Origin of the sequence: Sphingobacterium sp. UBA3549 (assembly GCF_002376635.1) — a bacterium.
Classification (GTDB): domain Bacteria; phylum Bacteroidota; class Bacteroidia; order Sphingobacteriales; family Sphingobacteriaceae; genus Sphingobacterium.
Genome location: NZ_DFOE01000005.1, coordinates 60,528 through 80,599 on the forward strand (window position 1 = coordinate 60,528; position 20,072 = coordinate 80,599).

Consider the following 20,072-nt stretch of genomic DNA (forward strand, 5'->3'; position numbering starts at 1 on the left):
ACACTATTTTTTACGGCCGGGACATTTCTTACAACGTTTACCTTCTTTGTATTTCTTGCAGCACTTTTTAAAGCAAGCACAGGAAAAATCAGAAAATGGGTTCATTGCAGTATTTCTAAACTGGAACAAACCACCTTTGTTGTCTGACTCATCCATCTCTATCACAGTTTCAATAATTTCGTTCATGTCACGAAGTTACGATTTGTTTAAAACAATTCTAAACAATGGCGTAGTTTTTACATTTTTTTGATCAGATTCTCAATGACTTTGGGGAAGTGTTGATGTTCCAGTTGCTGCCCTTTGAATTTTATTGTGTCGAGGGTATCATTTGGATCCACTTTGAACCGTGCTTGATAGATGATTTCTCCTTCATCGAAATGCTCATTCGCGAAGTGAATCGTAATCCCGTGATCTTCTTCTTTATTTGCTAGAACAGCCCGATGAACATGGTCGCCATACATTCCTTTACCACCGTATTTTGGAAGCAGAGCAGGATGAATATTAATGATTTGATTCGGAAAAGCTTTCAGAAGATTATTGGGTACAAGCCATAAAAAACCAGCCAAAACGATCAGATCAATATTTAAGTTTTTAAGAATATTGACAACATTGTCGGTGTTGTAAAATTCCTCACGATCAAAAATATGTGCAGGTATTTCGAAATTGTCAGCTCGTTGAATAACGTAAGCATCTGGGTTATTGGATAAAATCAAGGCGACCTCAGCTTCGTCCGAATACTTGAAATGTTCCATTATTTTTTGCGCATTGGAGCCTGAACCTGAAGCAAAAATAGCAATTCTTTTTTTCACGATTGATGAGTATTAATTAGATTTGATCGATTTAAAAATTAGCCCAAACTTACGGAATTTTTGTAAAAAAACTAAAACAATAGTCGAATAAACCATATTTTTAAGTATTATTAGTCGAAATTAATTGAACGGTTACTATTGGTTTAAAATTTTTTAACATGAAATTCCTCTATTCCCTAATTTTTGTCAGTATTTATTTTTTGTTTCAACCAGTCTTTGCGCAGGCTCCTAAAACACTTCCGCCGTTTACATTCGACGAGGTCTATCAGACCGGCAAATATGATTCTGGTAAACTCCCGAAATCTGGATTTATTGTTTTGAATTTCTATGACCCTGGTTGTGGACACTGTCAGAAAATGGGGGCTGGTATTGCGACGAACTTGACGAAATTAAAGAATACATCATTTTACTTTATCTCGATGAATGATAAACAATATGTCGATGGCTTCATTAACATGTACGCAAAGGCATTGAAAAATGCCGCAAATGTTAAATTCTTATTTGATAACGGTACGCAGTTTATCGAAAAGTTTAAGCCTACCAACTACCCTTCATTGTATATTTATGATGCGAAGACGAAGGCACTCATACAGCATTTAGATGGCGAAGAAGACGTAAATAAACTGCTAAAGGTGTTAGGTGCGAAAATTTAAATCGCAAATAATAAAAGAGAACGTCCGATACATGTATCGGACGTTCTCTTTTATTATTCATTTTTGTTTATAAAGACAAATTTACCATCGAATACATCCAAGCGAATGATTGAATCGCGATTTACTTTTCCGGATAAAATCTCCTTTGACAGTTCGTTTAGAATCCTTTTTTGAATGACACGTTTTAACGGTCTTGCCCCATAAATAGGATCATAGCCGAGTTGCGCTAACCAATCCATAGCTTCATCAGAAGCTGTGATAAATATATTTTGTTCGGCCAGCTGTCTTTGCACATGGGCAAATTGTAAACGGACAATGTCTGCAATTTCGGTGCGGCTTAACGGTGTAAACATGATCACCTCATCAATTCGGTTCAAAAACTCGGGGCGAATCGATTGTTTCAAAAGATCAAATACCTCAGTTCGTGTTTTAGCAATAATCTCCTCCCTATTATCATCGTTCAAGTGACTGAAATTTTCTTGTATAATGGTCGAACCTGTATTTGAAGTCATGATGATAATCGTATTTTTAAAGTTTACCGTACGACCCTTATTGTCTGTCAGGTGCCCGTCATCCAATACCTGCAGTAGGATATTAAATACATCCGGATGTGCCTTTTCAATTTCATCTAGTAATACCACAGAGTAGGGCCTTCTTCGCACGGCCTCCGTCAATTGTCCGCCTTCATCATAGCCTACATATCCCGGAGGCGCACCGATTAAACGTGACACGGCATGCCTTTCTTGATATTCCGACATATCAATACGAACCATTGATTGCTCATCGTCAAATAGAAATTCGGCAAGCGCTTTGGCAAGCTCGGTCTTTCCGACTCCAGTAGTACCAAGAAATATAAAAGATCCTATTGGTCGTTTTGCATCATTGAGACCCGCGCGTGACCTGCGAATCGCATCGGAAATAGCTTCAATAGCCTCATCTTGACCTGCAACACGTTTATGAAGTTCTTCTTCAAGATTTAGTAACTTCTCACGCTCCGACTGAATCATCTTACTAACCGGTATTCCAGTCCATTTGGCGACCACATCTGCGATATCCTCCGCGGTAACTTCTTCTTTAAGCATGCGCTTGCTTTCCTGTTTTTCCGCAAGTTCAGCCTTTAATCTGTCCACTTTTTCTTGTGCTTCTTTGATCCGTCCATAGCGAAGTTCGGCCACCTTCCCATAGTCACCAGAGCGTTCTGCCTGTTCAGCTTCGAGCTTATAATTCTCAATGTTCTCGATCTCTTGGTTGACATTGTCAACAAGGCTTTTTTCTTCTTGCCACGAAGCTCTTAAGGTATCTCGCTCTGCAGATAGATTGGCGATACTTTCCGAAAGCTCTGCAACTTTTTTGTCGTCATTTTCACGCTTCAAAGCTTCCCGTTCAATTTCCAACTGCATGATTCGGCGTTCAAGCTCGTCTACTGCTTCCGGTACGGAGTCCATTTCAAGCCTTAGTTTAGATGCAGCTTCATCAATTAAGTCAATTGCTTTATCCGGCAAAAACCGATCGGCAATATAGCGCTGTGATAATTCCACCGCTGCGATAATTGATTCATCCAGGATGCGTACTTTATGGTGTGTTTCGTATCGTTCTTTTAAACCCCTGAGGATCGAAATTGCATCTTGCGTGTCAGGCTCTTCCACCATAACTTTTTGGAATCTACGCTCCAATGCTTTATCTTTCTCAAAGTATTTTTGGTATTCATTTAGCGTTGTAGCACCAATAGCACGTAATTCACCTCTTGCCAATGCTGGTTTAAGGATATTGGCCGCATCCATCGCACCTTCACCGCCTCCTGCGCCTACCAAGGTATGGATCTCATCGATAAATAGGATAATGTCTCCATTGGAATCTGTAACTTCTTTTACAACCGCTTTTAAACGTTCTTCAAATTCTCCTTTGTATTTGGCACCGGCAACCAAAGCACCCATATCCAACGAAAAAACAGTTTTAGATTTTAAATTTTCGGGTGCATCGCCTTTGATAATTCTGTAAGCGATACCTTCTGCGATAGCCGTTTTACCGACCCCAGGTTCACCGACAAGTATTGGGTTGTTTTTGGTGCGACGGGAGAGGATCTGCATCACCCGTCTGATTTCCTCATCACGACCGATAACTGGGTCCAGCTTTCCCGACTCCGCATATTCATTTAAATTTCGTGCATATTTTCCGAGAGCATTGTATGTCGCCTCAGCATTCTGATCGGTTACTCGACTATTTCCACGCAACTCTTTGATAGCCGTCTTTAGATCTTTCTCCGTCACTCCCTGTGATTTTAATAATGTCGACGTCTTACTGGAACTTGCCAAGATACCTAGCAATAGATGTTCAACAGATACAAATTCATCATTAAATTCCTTTAAATAACCTTGTGCTTTTTGCAGCGCATTATTTGCATCACTACTTAAATAAATATTACTACCGCTAACCTTAGGAAAACCCTCCACTTGTTTATCAAGTTCAGTTCCGAGATAGCTGATGTTAACATTTAATTTTTTCAATAAGTGGCTGACAACATTTTCATCGACGGAGAGTAAAGCTTTTAAAATATGAGCTGTCTCAATCGCCTGTTGCTGATGGCCAGCAGCAATTTCGGACGCCTTTTGTATGGCCTCTTGCGCTTTAATTGTATAATTGTTAAAATTCATTTTATTGTCTTAATTAAAGTTTTGTTGATATGTTGGATTATAACAATTGAAGTGCCATTTGGGTTTTTAGCTGGATTTCGGAAAAAATGGCAATATTAATTATTGAATCATGACAAATTTGCAGTCCTTGAAAATAATGCGCTTGATTTTTAAATATTTGCCTTATTGCTGTAGAAAATTCTTGTTTTTGACTTGCAATTTTGCTGTAAGGTTTCGATATTTGCAACATCTTAAAAACGGTGAGCCGTGATTAAGATTGAAAAGAAGTAACGCCTCTTTAGCTCAGCTGGTAGAGCAACTGACTTGTAATCAGTAGGTCATTGGTTCGATCCCGATAAGAGGCTCTTTTTTATGCCACAAGCATTTAAACTTCTTTAAAAAGCCTCTTTAGCTCAGCTGGTAGAGCAACTGACTTGTAATCAGTAGGTCATTGGTTCGATTCCGATAAGAGGCTCATTGAGCGACACTCATTAAAATTCAATTGAAAGCCTCTTTAGCTCAGCTGGTAGAGCAACTGACTTGTAATCAGTAGGTCATTGGTTCGATCCCGATAAGAGGCTCAGACAATCCCCAAGATTTTCTTGGGGATTGTTTTGTTTAGTCCCTTTTGTAATTTATCCAGCTTTTTCAGTTCGCAGAGATCACGTGTCTTCTAACTATGCAATGGTTTCTGCCGATAATTTTTTAATTTCTTCCACGGTTAGTGTATGATTGCCTTCCATATAGTGATTGATCGCCTGTAACATGGCGTTTGCGACCTGGGCTACAGACAGTGCTTGGTATGCTTTTAACAATCCTATCTTATTGAAGATGCGAAGCGCAGTTATCGCAGCTTTTTCACCAAGGCGATCGGTATTCGGCCGGATGAGTGCGCCGGGCTGTACTATGATGAGTCTATTGAAATCAAGCGCTTTCACATCCTGCTCAAGGCTCCCTTTCATGCGGTTGTAGAAAATTTTCGAGTCGGGATCAGCATGGACAGCTGACAACAGCATAAAGGTAGGAAGACCATTTTTCTTTGCCAATGCTGCAAATTGCAAATTAATATCGTGATCGATTTTCCATTGTGCCTCTTTACTTCCTGCATCCTTTAACGTAGTGCCAAGGCAGGAAATAGCAATATCGCCCTGAATATGTTGTTCAAAGTCAGTTAAATGATCAAAATCGACGATGACCTGTGCCAATTTAGTATGCTCCTCGAAAGAGATACGCCGTAATAAAACAATAATTTCTGTAATTTTGTCACATTTCAGCATCAATTGAACAAGGGCCCTTCCTGTAGCACCTGAACCCCCAATTAAAACTACCTTCATTGTTTCTTTTACTTATTTCGTTGATAATTAAGTTGAATGAATTGTCTGCTCAGCGTGATTTGCTCTGACGACACAGTATCAATCTTTATAATTTGGTTTTCCAGGAGTAAAACGAACAATAGATTGATCCAATCGGAGTGTATCTGCAACTGTAATCAGATCCTCCTCGACAATAAAATTTTGATCAATAGCGGTCTTTATCGTTGTAAAATCCTCTTGATCTGCATCCTGGAAATATAGAAGGGATTGGATAGTCGACACAGCTACCAGTTCGAGTAATTCATCTTCACCTTCGCGTCCAACATAAAAAAAATCTGCCATAATTATTATATATGATGTTATACGAAGATACTTTTTATTTTTGAAATTCGTCAATTAAGCGACAACTTCTTGAGTTACGAAAGCAAGTATATAAAAAGTTAACTGAAATTTTAGTTTCCTTGGTAGGCATAGTAAAATACATTATATTTGATAGAGACATTTTAAGATAACTAACAATAAGTTTTTATAAAGATGGATAAAGAGCAGATACAAAATTGGTTGGATAATGGATATGACCTCATTCATCATGGAAGGCCAGTAAAGGTTGAAGGTGATTTGTGGGAGTATATTGATGGGTTGGGAAGTTATGAAAATGTATATGTTTTGCGAGAATTGATCTACTGGACAGAAGAAGAATTGGCGAATATTGGTAGATAACGCGGAGACCCTGAAACACATATTCAGGATCCCGTAGCTATCTCTTCGTAATTAGAATATCATGTTACGTTTGAAAGCACAGCCTAATTCAATGATCGAATCCGTTTTTGCAATTCCCGGAATGCTATCGATTTTTTCATACAGCAATTGTCGCATATGTTCGTGGTTTTTAGCAATAATTTTCACATACAGCGTGTAGTTACCTGTGATATAATAGCATTCTGTAACTTCTGGTATTTTCTTAAGTTCTTCAATTATTCGGTTTGAGTCATGATCTTTTTCTAAACTTAGCCCAGTAAAAGCTCCCCAATCATAACCTAGCTTTTTTTCATTCAATAGCGGCTTTATTCCTGTCAATATTCCTTGCTCTGTCAAACGCATGATTCTTTGATGGATCATGGTATTGGAAACTCCCATAGCAGTTGCTATTGCAGAGTAGGCCATTCGTCCATCTTGTTCTAAATATTTCAAAATCTGCCGGTCGAATTCATCGATACTATTCATTTTTATATACGATTAAAAAGGTAATTTTAATATTATAGTGCTAATTTAGTGTAAAATTTATTTTTTTTAATAATAAATTAGTGAATTTGTATATTTGTTTTTATTTAAAAAGTCTGAATTATGAGTACAGTTGTTAAACACGGTAAGGGCGAGTTATTCATTGCCAAAGAAGAAAAATACGGAGCGCACAATTATCACCCTCTTCCAGTTGTATTGGAACGCGCTGAAGGCGTAATGGTATGGGATGTTGATGGAAAGGCCTATTTTGATTTCCTTTCCGCATATTCTGCAGTCAATCAGGGACACTGTCATCCAAGAATAATTCAAGCCTTAAAAGAGCAGGCTGAGAAATTGACACTTACTTCGAGAGCATTCTATAATAATAAATTGGGTGATTTTGAGGAAATGCTTTGTCTGCTATTTGGATTTGATAAGGCGCTAGTGATGAATTCGGGAGTAGAAGCGGTAGAAACAGCGATGAAGCTTTGTCGTAAATGGGCGTACCAAGTAAAGGGTGTAGTACCTAATCAAGCGAAAATTGTCTTTGCCAAAGACAATTTCCATGGTAGGACCATCTCTGTGATATCGGCTTCCGATGATCGTGCAGCAACCCATGAGTTTGGTCCCTTTTTAGACGGGATAGTGCTTGTTCCCTATAATGATGTTGATGCTTTGGAACAGCTATTCAAAACAGACAGCGATATTGCTGGTTTTATTGTTGAGCCTATTCAAGGGGAAGCTGGTATTGTTGTTCCTGACGAACAGTATTTGAAGCGTGTCAGACAATTATGTACGGCATATAATATTTTATTTATTGCAGACGAAATTCAGACGGGCATTGCTCGTACTGGAAGTATGTTGGCGTCCTATAACATTGAAGATGAGCATAGCGACAGTAAACCGGATGTTTTGATTTTAGGTAAAGCTTTATCGGGCGGGGTATTGCCTGTTTCGGCTGTATTGGCCGACGATTCAATTATGCTGTGCATTAAGCCAGGGGAGCATGGATCTACCTATGGGGGAAATCCCCTTGCCTGTGCAGTGGCGAAGGAAGCGCTACAAGTTGTATTGGATGAAAATTTAACCCAACGGGCGCTTCAAATGGGTAACTTATTTTTGGATGGGCTACGCAGAATTGCTGCGAATTGTGAGTTAATTAAAGAAGTGCGCGGAAAGGGACTTCTAACTGCTATTGTCATTGATGCGGATGAAACAAGTGATTTGGCTTGGAACATTTGTCTCAAATTTAAAGAAAATGGACTATTAGCGAAGCCGACACATGGGAACAAAATTAGGTTAGCTCCACCATTGGTGATTACAAAAGAACAGGTCGAAACTTGTTTAGAGATCATTGAGCGATCGTTGATTAATTTTAAATAGTGTATGGAGAGAATGATTGAATTGATCAAAAATAGGTCGGATATCGGAGCTGGAACTAGGGGCTCAGATTTGGGGATAGACGCAATTGAAATTGCGGCAATTAATAAGGGAAGTCAATATTTCATTAATTACCCGTTTGTTGATGTACCGACTCGAAATAGTTCTATTTACCAAAACGATCATCATCCTTTTGGTAAGCATATTCAGCAAATTTATGAGCAATGCAAGCAGGTAGCTTCTACCGTCGAGGATAGTCTTTCTTCGGGCAATTTTCCATTGGTTTTTTCTGGTGACCACTCCTCGGCAATGGGAACTGTCAGTGGTATAAAATCTGCTTATCCGGACAGGAAACTAGGAGTGATCTGGGTAGATGCGCATGCTGATATTCATTCTCCGTATACAACACCGTCTGGAAATATGCATGGAATGCCTCTAGCGGCTATGTTAGACGAGGATAATATGCAATGTAAGATCAATCAAATCGACCAATCGACAGAAGAATTCTGGAATAAACTAAAGCGAATAGCCGGTCCGTCAGGTAAAATAGCATCCAGTCATTTGATTTATTTTGGCGTAAGAGATACTGAAGAGCCAGAGGATATATTAATTGACCGTCTTGGGATTAAGAATTACCGTGTTGAAGATATCAGGCAAAGGGGCATAAAAGATTGTGTCGCGGAATCATTGACCTGCCTTGGAGACTGTGATATGATCTATGTTTCTTTTGATGTGGATAGTATGGATAGTGAACTGATATCGGACGGTACAGGAACACCGGTTCCGAAGGGTTTTTTGCCACAAGAAATTGTAATGATTTTAGAAGAAATTATTCGATCCGGTAAAGTGGTTTGTTTTGAAATTGTTGAAGTTAATCCGTTATTGGACAATAAAGGTAATAAAATGGCAGAGGTGGCATTTGATATATTAGAACGGATCACCCCGCTAATTGAATTGAAATCGGGTAATTAACTGGTTTTGGCATTGTCTATTTTCAAAGCCCTTTTATTGCTAATATAGAGCAATAAAAGGGCTTTTTTAATTGCTTATCATTTTGCTTGTTGGATAAAATAAGTCAGTCTTCCTTATGTTAAAACTCGTTTTGCTTGATGTGATTTAATATTGTGTTAACATGTTTCATGTACATTTGCAAATCGATTATTTACGTTAAATATGAGGATTTCTGATAAAATTATTTTGTTTCTACTTTTTTTTATACAGCTTTTTTTGTGGCACCCAGGTACTGCTCAGGTTGAATCCTTTAACGATATTCGGGCTCTGAGTCAAAATCATCCTGATTCTGCGATTGCACTAGTGAAAAAACGTTATGCAAAAGCTGTGACCGATAAAGACCTATTATTACAAGCAAATTGTTTGCAGGCAATTGGGTGGTTATGCGTCAATCAAGGACATTATGGGCAAGCACAGGATTACTATTTTCAAGCGGATCAAATTTATAGGCAATTGGATTCAAAGCATCATCTTGCTTCAAATTGGAGTGATATTGGTGTGCTCAATATTTTCAACAAACAACATGCTGTAGCGAAACTTTATTTTAACAAGGCGCTAGATTCTTTCCGGGCAGAAGGGGATAAAATTGGAGAGGCGGGAACACTAGGAAATATCGGTCATTTATTTGAAAAAGAAGGGAATTACGACGCTGCTTTTATTTATCAAAAACGTGCGTTATCCATCTATAGTAGTGTGGGAAATAGAAATGGAGAAGCGAAGATTCATGAAAATTTAGGTAGTATTTATGAAGACCTTGCTAGGTATGATAGTGCTTTTTTTCATTTTGAAAAAGCAAGTAAGTTATACACCGAGACAAAAGACAATTATGGTAGAATTGTGGTCTTAAATAACATGGGTGACATTTTTAGAAAGACTAACAACTATCCGGAAAGTATCAAATTGACGCAAGTGGCTTATCAGATGGCGGCAAACTTGGGAGATGTATATCAGATGGCTGCCACGACAAAAGATTTGAGTAGAACCTACGCATTGCGTGGCCAAATGGATAGCGCATATTTTTATGCTGAAAAAAGCCGAAAGCTCGTTCTTGAACTGTATAGTGTAGATGGCGCTCGACATACTGCTTTTTTTCAGGCGCTATACGATATGAATCAAAAGGCTGAAGAGATCGAAAGACTGCAGGTGACAAAAAGAATTAATTTGATCATGCTGTGGGGAACGATCGTGGTTTTAATTTTGTTAATCGTATTGTCCTATGTCTTATATAGTCGTCAGAAAATTAAGATTAAAAATCAGATTGCCGAATCCCGAAAGCAGGAAGCCGAACGTGAGTTAACAGAAATAGCACTTAAAAATCAACTGCTTGAAGATAAGCAACTCAAACAAGAGCTATCACTAAAGCAAAAAGAATTGACATCCCATACGCTAAATCTGATTCGCAACAATCAATTCTTGGAAGAACTTCGGGATGAATTGAAAGAAATGGTGAAGGACGAACGCCGGGATCAAAAGAGACAGATGCAGAAGCTAGTCTTGCAAATCAACGAAAATATTACTCAGGGAATTCACTGGAAAGAATTTATGGGAACTTTCGAAAAGGTACATCATAGCTTTTTTGAAAAGCTTATTCGACAATGCCCAGATTTGACCGCCGCGGATATGCGGTTAGTAGCATTGCTTAAAATCAATTTGAATAATATCGATATCGCCGTTTTATTGGGCATATCGCAAGATAGCCTTCGTGTTGCTCGACACCGCTTAAGAAAGAAATTAAGGTTGGAACAAGGAGAGGACCTGGCGAGCTATCTCTTGAGTGTTTCATAATTTTTTAACACAAGGGTAATGGAAAGTTAATGGTGGTTTGTTCTTTGTTAAACTGTTGTTTATTAGAAGTTTAATTTCATTTGTTTCTTCCATGTATCGTGCTTTTTTACCTTGTTTCCCTGTCGTAACGCTCGGGATTTTGTGAGATCAAAATTGGCTGTCATCTTTGCGACAACAATCAAAGATTCATAATAATCTAAGCAAAATGAAAAACTTTTTAACAGTATTACTTGCCTCCACTATTTCGGTTAGCGCTGCCTATGCGACCAAAATCAAAGGTAAGGTATTGGATGGTCAGACCGGTGAAGCGATTGCTGGAGCTACAGTGTTCCTGGAACAGCGTGGGCTATCGACAAAAACACAATTGGATGGTTCATTTGAATTCAAGGGATTATCAGCAGGTGTGGATAGGGTTCATATCAAGCATATTGCCTATGCTGTATTAACTAAAGAAATCGAGATTCAAAAAGAAAATACGCCCCAGATTATTTTTCAGCTGACGTCTACAGAACAGACATTAATGGAAGTAACTATAAAGGGACGTCGGAATGGGGGAGATGATGATCCGAGCGCTAGGCGTTTAGAAAAGAATGCTTCACAAATTATGAATGTTGTTTCTGCACGTGCAATAGAAATCTCCCCGGATATTACCGTTGCAAATGTTGTACAGCGCGTTTCGGGTGTATCAATAGAAAGAAATTCGAATGGAGAGGGGCAATATGCTATCCTCAGGGGGATGGATAAACGGTACAACACCACTTTAGTGAATGGTGTAAAGGTTCCGAGTCCAGATAATAAATATCGTTATGTGCCCTTGGATTTATTTCCATCTGATATGCTGGAACGTTTAGAAGTATACAAATCGCTAACACCAAATATGGAAGCCGATGCAATAGGTGGGGTTGTCAATATGGTTATGAAATCGGCACCGACTAAATTATTCCTTCAAGCAAATTTGGCAACAGGCTACAGCCAGCGTTATTTTAATCGTGATTTTGGAAGTTTTTCGACAAATGGAACCTCGGCAAAATCTCCTTACGAACTGAATGGCAAGGGTTAAAATGCAACTGCTGCTGACTTTAATAGGGGAGCGTTAGCGTATACCTATAGTAAGCCGCTACCAGATCTTGTCGGCAATCTGACAATAGGTAATCGGTATTTGGCGGATAAATTGGGCGTTATTTTAGGGGCAAGTTATCAAAACTTACATCGAGGTAGCCGTTCTATTTTCTATAAATCTTCTGTTGTTGGCGTAAATCCCAACGCGGTGATTACTGAGCAGAGTGATCGTCAATATGACGAACAGCAACAACGCTTAGGTTTGCATAATAAGATCGATTATCGATTTAATCCAAGTCATCGTATTAGCTTTTATCAAATGTATGTGAGTTTAAATAACTTACAATTGCGTGATGCGGTTAATACGATATACAATGGCCAGTACGATCCCAGTATTGGTAAAGCCGAGCTGACTTATGTGACGAGAAGCCGAAAAACACAGCAAGAGATCTACAGTGGTACCTTACAGGGGGATCATCGATTTTTAGATAATCTGCTAAATGTCCGGTGGTCAGGGGTTCTTTCTTCTGCCCGCAACCAATTGCCACAAAATACGATGATCAGTTTGGATGGAGTAGAAGAAAATTTTCAACGTAAACGTACTTCTCTTGTCAACAAGTCTCCTGTAACCTACCGTTGGGAACGGAATACGGATAATGATCGAGCAGGCTATTGGGATGTGGCCTATAAGGTCCCAATGGAAAATAGTAAGTTGGAATTGTCCACCGGTGGTTTGTATCGGGATAAACAGCGTAGTAGCTTCTACAACAACTACAACTTATCACCCGCTTCGGCGGAGGAAGCAAAGTATAGCTATGGCGTGGATTTTCAGCGGTATACTGAGCTCAATCTGACCGTTACCGATCCTACGGGAGCTGTCGCAAATCCGTTAACGTATGATGCTGGAGAGAAGACTACAGCAGCGTATGGTATGTTTAATTATGAGAATGACAAATGGCAAATGATCGGTGGAGTTAGACTCGAACATACCAATCAGCATTATAAATTATTGTTTCCGGCTGGAGAAAAAAGGCCTACGGGATCACAAATTTATACTGAATGGCTGCCAAGTTTGACCATGAAATATCATTTGAACGGAAAACAGCAGCTTCATGCCGCATATTACCGTGCGTTAAACCGTCCAGGATTTTACGAGATTGTTCCGTCAAGTGTGGTTAATGAAGAGTTTCTAGAAAAAGGAAATCCTGATTTAAAACATGCCTTGGCGGATAACTTTGATTTAAGGTATGAAGTATTTCCAGAAGCTTCTTCTCAGTTTCTTGTAGGTATGTTTTACAAGCAAATCAAAAACCCAATTGAATATACCTTTCAACCGGATGAGATTCGTAAGCAAGATGTATACTACACACCTGGAAATTTCGGTCAGGCCAACAACTATGGTATTGAGGTTGATTATATCAAGTATATAAAGAAATTTGGTGTCAAGGCCAATTACACCTATACACATTCACGTATAACGACGGCAAAGATGTCGCGTCGAATCAATGAGACAACACAAGACCCTGAAGCGATTATCGTGGATCAAACGAGACCGTTATATGGGCAAGCTGCACATGTGGCTAATCTATCGCTACTTTACAAAGATGCTAATAATGGCTGGGAAGGACAGTTAGCTGGATCTTATACGGGTTCACGCATCAATACAGTGTCGCAATTTTTGAACGATGATTTGTGGCAAAAAGGATTTGTTCAGGTAGATGCTTCTATTGAAAAGAAATTTAAAGCTGGTTGGGCTGTTTTCGCCAAAGCCAACAACATCTTGAATACACCGATGGAATTGTATGTGAAAGGAACAAATCCTGAAAATGAGAAGATCGCTGAAAAGCTTATTGAAGGCGGAAATACATTGATTAGAAAGGATTTGTATGGACAGAACTATATCCTTGGTTTACGGTATTCGTTTAATAAATAATAGACCCGCGTAAAACAGGGCATGTTTTAATCTGAACATGTGCGACGTGCAATAACAACAGTTTGTTTCGGTGAAGCTTTCACTTTTTTGGAAAGCCCAATGTTTTGGATAAGTGAAATCTGCTTCATCATTAAAAATTAAATATATACAGATGAAAAATAAATGTATTTTATCGTTTCTAGCGTTTTTTATCGTGGTGCTAAGTGCCTGTGAAAAAGCAAATATTGATGTGGATACTTCTGATGCTGATGGAAGTGCTATTGGTGAGGTCTCCGGTGTGTGGAGCAAAGGGAGTGTGCAGCATATCAAGGGAGACATTATTATTCCCGAAGGCAAGAGCCTGACGATTGAGGAAGGTGTAACCGTATTGATGGATTCCGTTAATAAGCCTGAAATTGTTGTTTTGGGTAATTTGTATGCACTAGGTACAGCTGAAAATCCTGTCAAGTTTACGGTTGAGGAAGGCTATAAGACGAAGACGAATGAGTTTGGAAAGTTATGGGGAGGAATTTTAGCCGCTCCAAGCTGCCAGGAACTTGTTTTGGACAATACCGTTGTTGAGTATGGTGGTGCAATTACATCGGATGCGTCGACTTCTGTAAAAATGGGTTTATATAAAAAGGTGTCTGGAGAAGCTTTGCCAGCTTTGTGGTTTTCAAATCCAGACGGAAAGCTAGTGGTACAAAATAGTACCATAAGTCATTTTCAGGAAGACTGTACGTATATTGAAGGCGGGAAAATTATTTTTGCAAATAATCGTTTCTTTTCTAATGGGGTGACAGGTGGAGAAGCGATGAACTTCAAATCGGGAAGTCTTGCAGACGTCGCCTATAATCTGGTGTACAGTGTAAATACAAATGCATTAAAATTATCCAACTCGGGAGACCGTACGCCTCAGGCTTATGTGATTGTTTATAACAATACCATGCTCAATACCGGATGGCGAAGACCTACAGCAAAAGGAGGTTCTATATGGTTAGAAGCCTCTGTAAGAGCCGAAATTTATAATAATCTCTTTGCCAATACGCGATTTGGCGTGAAACGTGACCCTAAAAAACCAGAAGATAACCGTTCGATTTCCAGCAATAATTGGTATTATGGTTATAGTCAATTGACTGTAGATCAATTTCAGGTTGGTAAAAATGATATTGTAGCTGGGAGTAATGATGTGAGAGCCAAATTAGCCGGGGAAAACAACCCTAAATTTAGCTTTTATCCTTTAGAAACAGCGGTGGACAATTACCTATTTGATTCAACCTGGGATTTTCATCTCCAAGGGAATTCACCGGCATTAAAGGCAGGTATTTTAACTTTCAAACCTCATTTTGCGACTGGCCTGGTGATGGCAAACGGCCTAACATATCATTCTCCCCAACCGGCAGCATATGTTGGAGCATTTGGATCCAAATTCTAATTTATTTCATATCATGACACATTCAAAAACAATATTAACGTTAACCTTAGCAGCGTCAAGCTTCCTTCAAACGGCATGCAAAAATGCGCAAACAAATACTGTAAACGCAGTTAAACCCGTTATTGTAACTGATGCAGTACGTTATGACTCGGATGATCCTGCAATTTGGATCAATAAGAGCGATCCGAGTAAGAGTCTGGTCATCGCAACGGACAAAGATGCCAACGGCGCATTATTTGTGTACGATTTACAGGGCAAAACGGTCGAAGAAAAAGTGGTTTCAAACTTGAAACGACCTAATAATGTTGATGTGGCGTACGGTTTGGTATTGGGTGGCAAACCTATTGATATCGCTGTTACAACAGAGCGTATGACCCATAAATTGCGTGTCTTTTCACTACCCGATATGAAACCTATTGACCAAGGGGGATTAGATATGTTTGTTGGTGAAACCGGGCCTGAATTTAGAGATCTTATGGGGATTGCTTTATATACTTCTCCAAAAGGAGAGATTTATGCGATCGTGGGGCGGAAAAATGGACCAAAGGATGGTTATCTAGGGCAATATTTATTGGAGGATAACGGTTCTGGTAAACTCAGGGCTACCTTGGTTCGCAAGTTTGGTTCATTTAGTGGAAAGAAAGAGATTGAGGCGATAGCAGTGGACAACGAACTTGGGTATATTTACTATTCCGATGAACAAGTTGGGGTAAAACAATATTATGCGGATCCAGCAAAGGGAAACCAACAATTGGCATTATTCGCTACAGGAGGTTTTAAAGAAGATCATGAGGGTATTTCGATTTACAAACTAACCGATAGTACCGGCTATATTTTGGTGTCTGACCAAGGCGCAAATCGTTTTCAGGTTTTTAGCCGGGAAGGAACCAAAAGCAACCCATTCGAACATAGCTATTTGAAAACTGTGCCGGTCATGGCGACACAAAGTGACGGTTCAGAAACAACCTCTTTTAGGTTAAACGAAACCTTTAAACATGGCCTGTTTGTCGCGATGAGTGACGATAAAACATTTCATTATTACCGATGGGAAGATATCGCCGGAGCGGATTTGAAAAAGAAATAGTTACGGAATAAGTGGCTTTGCAACAGTTGTTATTTGATTTGCAGCTGTTGCTCTTTTTTGTTCGAAACGATCAGTGAACAGAAATTTGTATCTTTATTCTGTTTATGTATTTTGTTTCTTGTTTCTTCCAAATCATGAAATATTGTAAACCGTCATTTTGATATAGGTTTGGAAGTGGGGAGAATCGAATTTTTATTTAAAAGCTTTAGAAAATGAATACGGTTAAAATACTATTGGTTGAAGATCATATGGTCGTACGTAATGGTATTAAACTACTTTTGGAATCTCAGGGAGAATTTAAAGTAATAGGAGAAGCATCCGATGGCACGGAAGCATTGTCTCAGTTGGCGGACGGAGTAGTGCCAGATATTGTTTTGACGGATGTAAGCATGGAATTAATGGATGGGATGGAGCTGTTAAAGAATATTAGGCAAAAATATCCGTTTGTCAAAGTTGTGATATTGTCTATGCTCAGTCAAATTCGTTATGTTGTTGAGGGCTTCAAAAATGGATTGTCAGGATACTTGCTAAAAAATATCGATTATAATGAATTACTTTTTGGATTAAAGCATGTCGCCGAAGGTGGTCGGTATATAAGTGAAGAAATTAGCTTAGCTCTGCTTGAGCAAGTGTCTTCGGATCGACTGTATAATGATGATGGTGCTAATATCATCCTGGAGCTGGATCTAAATGAGCGAGAGCTAGAAGTGCTCGAATTGATTGCGGATGGTTTTACAAATCTAGAAATTGCCGATAAAATCTTTTTGAGTAAGCGTACTGTAGAAGGGTATCGTCAGAACTTGCTCGATAAAACAAAAGTGAAAAATACAGCAGAACTGGTGAAATATGCTTTTCAGCATGGTTTATTAAAAAAATCATAAATCATATTTTTCAAATGTATTTCAAAAGGGAACGTATGGGATTGTATTAATTTACTTTTAATGATTTCTTAAAACGATTGTAAATAAATACACATAGTCCAATAACAATAAAGGGTAGGCTAAGTATTTGGCCCATATTGATGAATAAGGAGTCTTCAAAATGTTCTTGATTTACTTTCAAAAATTCATCCAAAAACCGGAATGAAAACAGCAATATCAACAATAGGGAGAAATAGTTTCCGTCGTTAATTCGAAACTGTTTTTCTTTCCACAATCGATATAACACTATAAATAGCAAGAAACAGAACAATGCTTCATAAAGCTGCGCTGGGTGTCTAGGTATGGCATCAATATGGGTAAACACAAAAGCCCAAGGTAAGTCAGTGGCTTTCCCGATCATTTCGGAGTTAAATAAGTTACCGAGACGGATACAGGCTCCTGCTAAAGGCACAAGCAAAGCAATACGGTCTGCAACATGAAGAAATGGAAGTTGCTGTTTTTTTGCGAATAAATAGATTGCAATAACGATGCCTATACCTCCACCATGACTTGCTAGACCACCTTCCCATATCGCAAAAATTTTTAAGGGATTATTTAAGTAATAGCTCGGATCGTAAAAAATTACATGCCCCAGTCTAGCGCCAATAATGGTACCCAAGACAATGTACATGCTGAGCTGATCTAAAAATTCGATTGTACGGCCTTCATTTTTTAATATTGATCTTAATACCCTATAACATAAGATAATACCCAATAGCCAAAATATACCATACCAGCGAATTGGATGGTCAATAATTGGAATGACGAAGATCTCAGGATCTATCTTCCAAGTTATATCATTCAATGTGAGATTACTTACCATATGATGATTTATCGTGATGCTTTAGGGATAAGTGTGTGATAATGCTTTTTCGTTACACTTATCATAAAAAAAATAAATATAATTGTAAACAGATCGTTATATAAAGAATACTGATGACACAGAATTTGGAAAGATTTATTTTTTGTTTTCTATTGTTCCTATTGATGGTACAGTTGTTTTCCTGCCATCAAAATGGCTCCCAGACATCTAAAAATAATAAAGAACAGGAAGATAATTCACTTACTTTAACCTATCAGGATACGTTACTAAAATATCTCTCTTTACAGGATTTTAAGGATCAGACTATCATCACTAAGAAAGTAAATGAATTTGGGAAAGATCAGTATTTCAATAAATCTGGCTATAATTGGATTTTTTTTGCGTATAACTACCTTTTGCAAGACAAAATTGATTCTATTGAAATTGCATTGGATAACTTGGATGGGAAGGTGTCACCAGATTTGCGTGTTCTGAAAGATTATTTTAAAATTAGGGCTAATTTTAGTTTTAATGATGTGACCAATATTGGTACGATGGAAAAAATGATTGATGCTAAGGAATATGCATTAGAAAATAAAAGTAGGTTTAGCTTTCTTTTTTTCAATCTATTGGCCAACGCAAACTATCGTCGGGCAGATTATAGGCAAGCATTAAAAGATAATGAATCATGGTACTCTTATCACCCCAATAAATACGATCCACATGTTGCGCAAGCGTATCAGGAAATCAAATTTATGCAGTACATCGAATTACATGATGATAACAAATTAAAAGAAACATTGGATAGCTGTAAATATTACGCTAACAGGACGGCGGATTCAGCGATAATCATGCGTATGTATAATCTGCAGTCACAATATTTCTTTAGCATCGGTAATAATCGCAAAGCAGTTGAGGCATCCCAAAAGTATTTTAATTATTTATCTTTGAGCAAGATGCTCAATTCCTATGCTTATGCTAATTTGGCAAAAAATTTCTTAAATAATCGTCAAATTGATTCGGCCATATATTATTTTAATGCGGGATTACAGTTTATCCGAACGCATAAAAGCAAGCAAAATAAATTATTCTTTTATCAAAATTTGCAATTAGCCTATGCATTAAAAGGAGATTATGAGCGGGCTTATTTTACATTGGATTCTGCTTATCAAGATTACAAAAATAGTATAAAAAACATTGAAAATGATCGGATAAACGAGATTAATACGCGATATGAAACCGAGAAAAAAGACCAGGCTATAAAACTTCTGAAAACAACCAATGCTTTTAACTATCAGATTATGGTTCAACAGCGGTGGATATTTGTCATTTTATTTGCTCTTATCTTTAGCCTTGCATTTTTCATCTATTATCGAAATAAGCAGAAATTATTGACAAATATAAATCAGCGTATAATTGCAGAAAATAGACAATTGATTTTAGAACAAAAGACACGGCAAAATCAGTTAAATCCACATTTTATTTATAATGCAATTGCTAATTTGCAAGGTTTGATTAGTAGCGAGCAAAAATCAAAAGCAAATCAATACCTCCTTCTCTTATCCCGTCAAATTCGAGATATACTCGAATTAAATAGAGAAGAGTATATTTCTTTGGACCAAGAAATTAAATCATTAAAGAATTATATACTTTTACAGCAGATGCGTTATCAAGATCTATTTGATTTTGAAATCGAGAGCGGTAATATTGATGTCGATGATGTCATGATTCCACCCATGTTAGTACAGCCGTTTGTTGAAAACGCTATTGAACATGCTTTTAAAAATTTAGATTATCGTGGTTACTTACAGATTCTTTTCAGTCAGACGTCAGATCAATTGCATATTGTTGTCAGTGATAACGGCAGGGGAGTGCAGTCTGATAAGATAAATACTGGGCATAAGACTTCTTTATCACAGATTATCACTAAAGAGCGTCTTGAGCTTATGTTTAATGATCCGATGCAAAAAGCAACGATTGAAATAAAACCCAATTATAGGGAAGATAATAGCGGATATTGTGTAGAAATCCATATCCCACTTGTTTTTACATTTTAAT

18 protein-coding genes and 3 tRNA genes are annotated in these 20,072 nt (G+C 38.1%); 14 read left to right on the top strand and 7 right to left on the bottom strand.

All coding sequences use genetic code 11. The features are described 5' to 3' along the window. Positions 1 to 3: 3 nt before the first annotated feature. Positions 4 to 186, bottom strand: coding sequence for a hypothetical protein (locus B2W36_RS03210; protein WP_293886451.1), 183 nt, complete (start codon positions 184 to 186; stop codon positions 4 to 6). A gap of 50 nt (positions 187 to 236) precedes the next feature. Then, positions 237 to 809 carry a phosphoribosylglycinamide formyltransferase gene (gene purN, locus B2W36_RS03215; RefSeq protein WP_293886452.1) on the bottom strand — a complete coding sequence of 191 codons (573 nt, stop codon included), beginning with the start codon at positions 807 to 809 and terminating at the stop codon, positions 237 to 239. A gap of 158 nt (positions 810 to 967) precedes the next feature. Here purN and B2W36_RS03220 point away from each other — a divergent pair, with 158 nt between their 5' ends. Then, positions 968 to 1,462 carry a peroxiredoxin family protein gene (locus B2W36_RS03220; RefSeq protein WP_293884608.1) on the top strand — a complete coding sequence of 165 codons (495 nt, stop codon included), beginning with the start codon at positions 968 to 970 and terminating at the stop codon, positions 1,460 to 1,462. 53 nt (positions 1,463 to 1,515) lie between these two features. On the opposite strand, the gene clpB is transcribed toward B2W36_RS03220, so the two are convergent. Then, entirely contained in the window at positions 1,516 to 4,113 is a 2,598-nt protein-coding gene (clpB, locus tag B2W36_RS03225; RefSeq protein ID WP_293886453.1) for an ATP-dependent chaperone ClpB, read from the bottom strand. A 271-nt stretch (positions 4,114 to 4,384) separates the two neighbouring features. On the opposite strand from clpB, the gene B2W36_RS03230 reads away from it, so the two are divergent. The 3 genes from B2W36_RS03230 to B2W36_RS03240 all read left to right on the top strand — a co-directional run bounded on the left by B2W36_RS03230 (position 4,385) and on the right by B2W36_RS03240 (position 4,673). Continuing rightward, positions 4,385 to 4,457: transfer RNA gene (locus B2W36_RS03230), tRNA-Thr, on the top strand. A gap of 37 nt (positions 4,458 to 4,494) precedes the next feature. After that, a tRNA-Thr gene (locus B2W36_RS03235) sits at positions 4,495 to 4,567 on the top strand. A 33-nt stretch (positions 4,568 to 4,600) separates the two neighbouring features. Next, positions 4,601 to 4,673, top strand: a tRNA-Thr gene (locus B2W36_RS03240). Positions 4,674 to 4,769: 96 nt separating this feature from the next. Here the strand turns inward: B2W36_RS03240 and B2W36_RS03245 are convergent. Next, positions 4,770 to 5,426 (bottom strand): NAD(P)H-binding protein, encoded by a 657-nt coding sequence (locus B2W36_RS03245; protein ID WP_293884610.1) that lies wholly within the window; start codon positions 5,424 to 5,426, stop codon positions 4,770 to 4,772. Positions 5,427 to 5,504: 78 nt separating this feature from the next. Next, positions 5,505 to 5,747: a hypothetical protein gene (locus B2W36_RS03250; protein ID WP_293884611.1), complete on the bottom strand. Its 243-nt coding sequence runs from the start codon at positions 5,745 to 5,747 to the stop codon at positions 5,505 to 5,507. Positions 5,748 to 5,939: 192 nt separating this feature from the next. Here B2W36_RS03250 and B2W36_RS03255 point away from each other — a divergent pair, with 192 nt between their 5' ends. Beyond that, positions 5,940 to 6,125, top strand: coding sequence for a hypothetical protein (locus B2W36_RS03255; protein WP_209579247.1), 186 nt, complete (start codon positions 5,940 to 5,942; stop codon positions 6,123 to 6,125). Positions 6,126 to 6,176: 51 nt separating this feature from the next. On the opposite strand, the gene B2W36_RS03260 is transcribed toward B2W36_RS03255, so the two are convergent. Then, entirely contained in the window at positions 6,177 to 6,629 is a 453-nt protein-coding gene (locus tag B2W36_RS03260; protein WP_293883013.1) for an Lrp/AsnC family transcriptional regulator, read from the bottom strand. 120 nt (positions 6,630 to 6,749) lie between these two features. Here B2W36_RS03260 and rocD point away from each other — a divergent pair, with 120 nt between their 5' ends. From rocD to B2W36_RS03300, 8 genes are all read left to right on the top strand, one after another. Next, a complete protein-coding gene (rocD, locus tag B2W36_RS03265; RefSeq protein WP_293883015.1) occupies positions 6,750 to 8,009 on the top strand; it encodes an ornithine--oxo-acid transaminase in 1,260 nt (419 codons plus the stop codon). A 3-nt stretch (positions 8,010 to 8,012) separates the two neighbouring features. Then, positions 8,013 to 8,978 carry an arginase gene (locus B2W36_RS03270; protein WP_293883017.1) on the top strand — a complete coding sequence of 322 codons (966 nt, stop codon included), beginning with the start codon at positions 8,013 to 8,015 and terminating at the stop codon, positions 8,976 to 8,978. Between the two features lie 201 nt (positions 8,979 to 9,179). After that, positions 9,180 to 10,802, top strand: a complete 1,623-nt coding sequence (locus tag B2W36_RS03275) for a tetratricopeptide repeat protein (RefSeq protein ID WP_293883019.1) — start codon at positions 9,180 to 9,182, stop codon at positions 10,800 to 10,802. A gap of 205 nt (positions 10,803 to 11,007) precedes the next feature. Beyond that, positions 11,008 to 11,862 (top strand): carboxypeptidase-like regulatory domain-containing protein, encoded by an 855-nt coding sequence (locus tag B2W36_RS03280; RefSeq protein WP_293886454.1) that lies wholly within the window; start codon positions 11,008 to 11,010, stop codon positions 11,860 to 11,862. Positions 11,863 to 11,961: 99 nt separating this feature from the next. After that, complete coding sequence (locus tag B2W36_RS03285; RefSeq protein ID WP_293883025.1) at positions 11,962 to 13,794, top strand: TonB-dependent receptor domain-containing protein; 1,833 nt, start codon at positions 11,962 to 11,964, stop codon at positions 13,792 to 13,794. A 151-nt stretch (positions 13,795 to 13,945) separates the two neighbouring features. Further along, positions 13,946 to 15,208, top strand: coding sequence for a right-handed parallel beta-helix repeat-containing protein (locus B2W36_RS03290; RefSeq protein ID WP_293883028.1), 1,263 nt, complete (start codon positions 13,946 to 13,948; stop codon positions 15,206 to 15,208). 13 nt (positions 15,209 to 15,221) lie between these two features. Beyond that, positions 15,222 to 16,292 carry a phytase gene (locus B2W36_RS03295; protein ID WP_293883031.1) on the top strand — a complete coding sequence of 357 codons (1,071 nt, stop codon included), beginning with the start codon at positions 15,222 to 15,224 and terminating at the stop codon, positions 16,290 to 16,292. Positions 16,293 to 16,504: 212 nt separating this feature from the next. After that, positions 16,505 to 17,173 carry a response regulator gene (locus B2W36_RS03300; protein ID WP_293883034.1) on the top strand — a complete coding sequence of 223 codons (669 nt, stop codon included), beginning with the start codon at positions 16,505 to 16,507 and terminating at the stop codon, positions 17,171 to 17,173. Between the two features lie 46 nt (positions 17,174 to 17,219). On the opposite strand, the gene lgt is transcribed toward B2W36_RS03300, so the two are convergent. Further along, on the bottom strand, positions 17,220 to 18,035 hold the full coding sequence (gene lgt, locus B2W36_RS03305) for a prolipoprotein diacylglyceryl transferase (RefSeq protein ID WP_293883037.1): 816 nt from the start codon (positions 18,033 to 18,035) through the stop codon (positions 17,220 to 17,222). A gap of 113 nt (positions 18,036 to 18,148) precedes the next feature. Between lgt and B2W36_RS03310 the strand changes: the two genes are divergently transcribed. After that, positions 18,149 to 20,071, top strand: a complete 1,923-nt coding sequence (locus B2W36_RS03310) for a sensor histidine kinase (RefSeq protein ID WP_293883040.1) — start codon at positions 18,149 to 18,151, stop codon at positions 20,069 to 20,071. Position 20,072: the final 1 nt, after the last annotated feature.

Excerpts from the sequence above, each read along its gene's own strand:
- B2W36_RS03210 (WP_293886451.1), bottom strand. The coding sequence starts at position 186 with ATGAACGAAATTATTGAAACTGTGATAGAGATGGATGAGTCAGACAAC.
- B2W36_RS03220 (WP_293884608.1), top strand. The coding sequence starts at position 968 with ATGAAATTCCTCTATTCCCTAATTTTTGTCAGTATTTATTTTTTGTTT.
- clpB (WP_293886453.1), bottom strand. The coding sequence starts at position 4,113 with ATGAATTTTAACAATTATACAATTAAAGCGCAAGAGGCCATACAAAAG.
- B2W36_RS03245 (WP_293884610.1), bottom strand. The coding sequence starts at position 5,426 with ATGAAGGTAGTTTTAATTGGGGGTTCAGGTGCTACAGGAAGGGCCCTT.
- B2W36_RS03250 (WP_293884611.1), bottom strand. The coding sequence starts at position 5,747 with ATGGCAGATTTTTTTTATGTTGGACGCGAAGGTGAAGATGAATTACTC.
- B2W36_RS03255 (WP_209579247.1), top strand. The coding sequence starts at position 5,940 with ATGGATAAAGAGCAGATACAAAATTGGTTGGATAATGGATATGACCTC.
- B2W36_RS03260 (WP_293883013.1), bottom strand. The coding sequence starts at position 6,629 with ATGAATAGTATCGATGAATTCGACCGGCAGATTTTGAAATATTTAGAA.
- rocD (WP_293883015.1), top strand. The coding sequence starts at position 6,750 with ATGAGTACAGTTGTTAAACACGGTAAGGGCGAGTTATTCATTGCCAAA.
- B2W36_RS03270 (WP_293883017.1), top strand. The coding sequence starts at position 8,013 with ATGGAGAGAATGATTGAATTGATCAAAAATAGGTCGGATATCGGAGCT.
- B2W36_RS03275 (WP_293883019.1), top strand. The coding sequence starts at position 9,180 with ATGAGGATTTCTGATAAAATTATTTTGTTTCTACTTTTTTTTATACAG.
- B2W36_RS03280 (WP_293886454.1), top strand. The coding sequence starts at position 11,008 with ATGAAAAACTTTTTAACAGTATTACTTGCCTCCACTATTTCGGTTAGC.
- B2W36_RS03290 (WP_293883028.1), top strand. The coding sequence starts at position 13,946 with ATGAAAAATAAATGTATTTTATCGTTTCTAGCGTTTTTTATCGTGGTG.
- B2W36_RS03295 (WP_293883031.1), top strand. The coding sequence starts at position 15,222 with ATGACACATTCAAAAACAATATTAACGTTAACCTTAGCAGCGTCAAGC.
- B2W36_RS03300 (WP_293883034.1), top strand. The coding sequence starts at position 16,505 with ATGAATACGGTTAAAATACTATTGGTTGAAGATCATATGGTCGTACGT.
- lgt (WP_293883037.1), bottom strand. The coding sequence starts at position 18,035 with ATGGTAAGTAATCTCACATTGAATGATATAACTTGGAAGATAGATCCT.
- B2W36_RS03310 (WP_293883040.1), top strand. The coding sequence starts at position 18,149 with ATGACACAGAATTTGGAAAGATTTATTTTTTGTTTTCTATTGTTCCTA.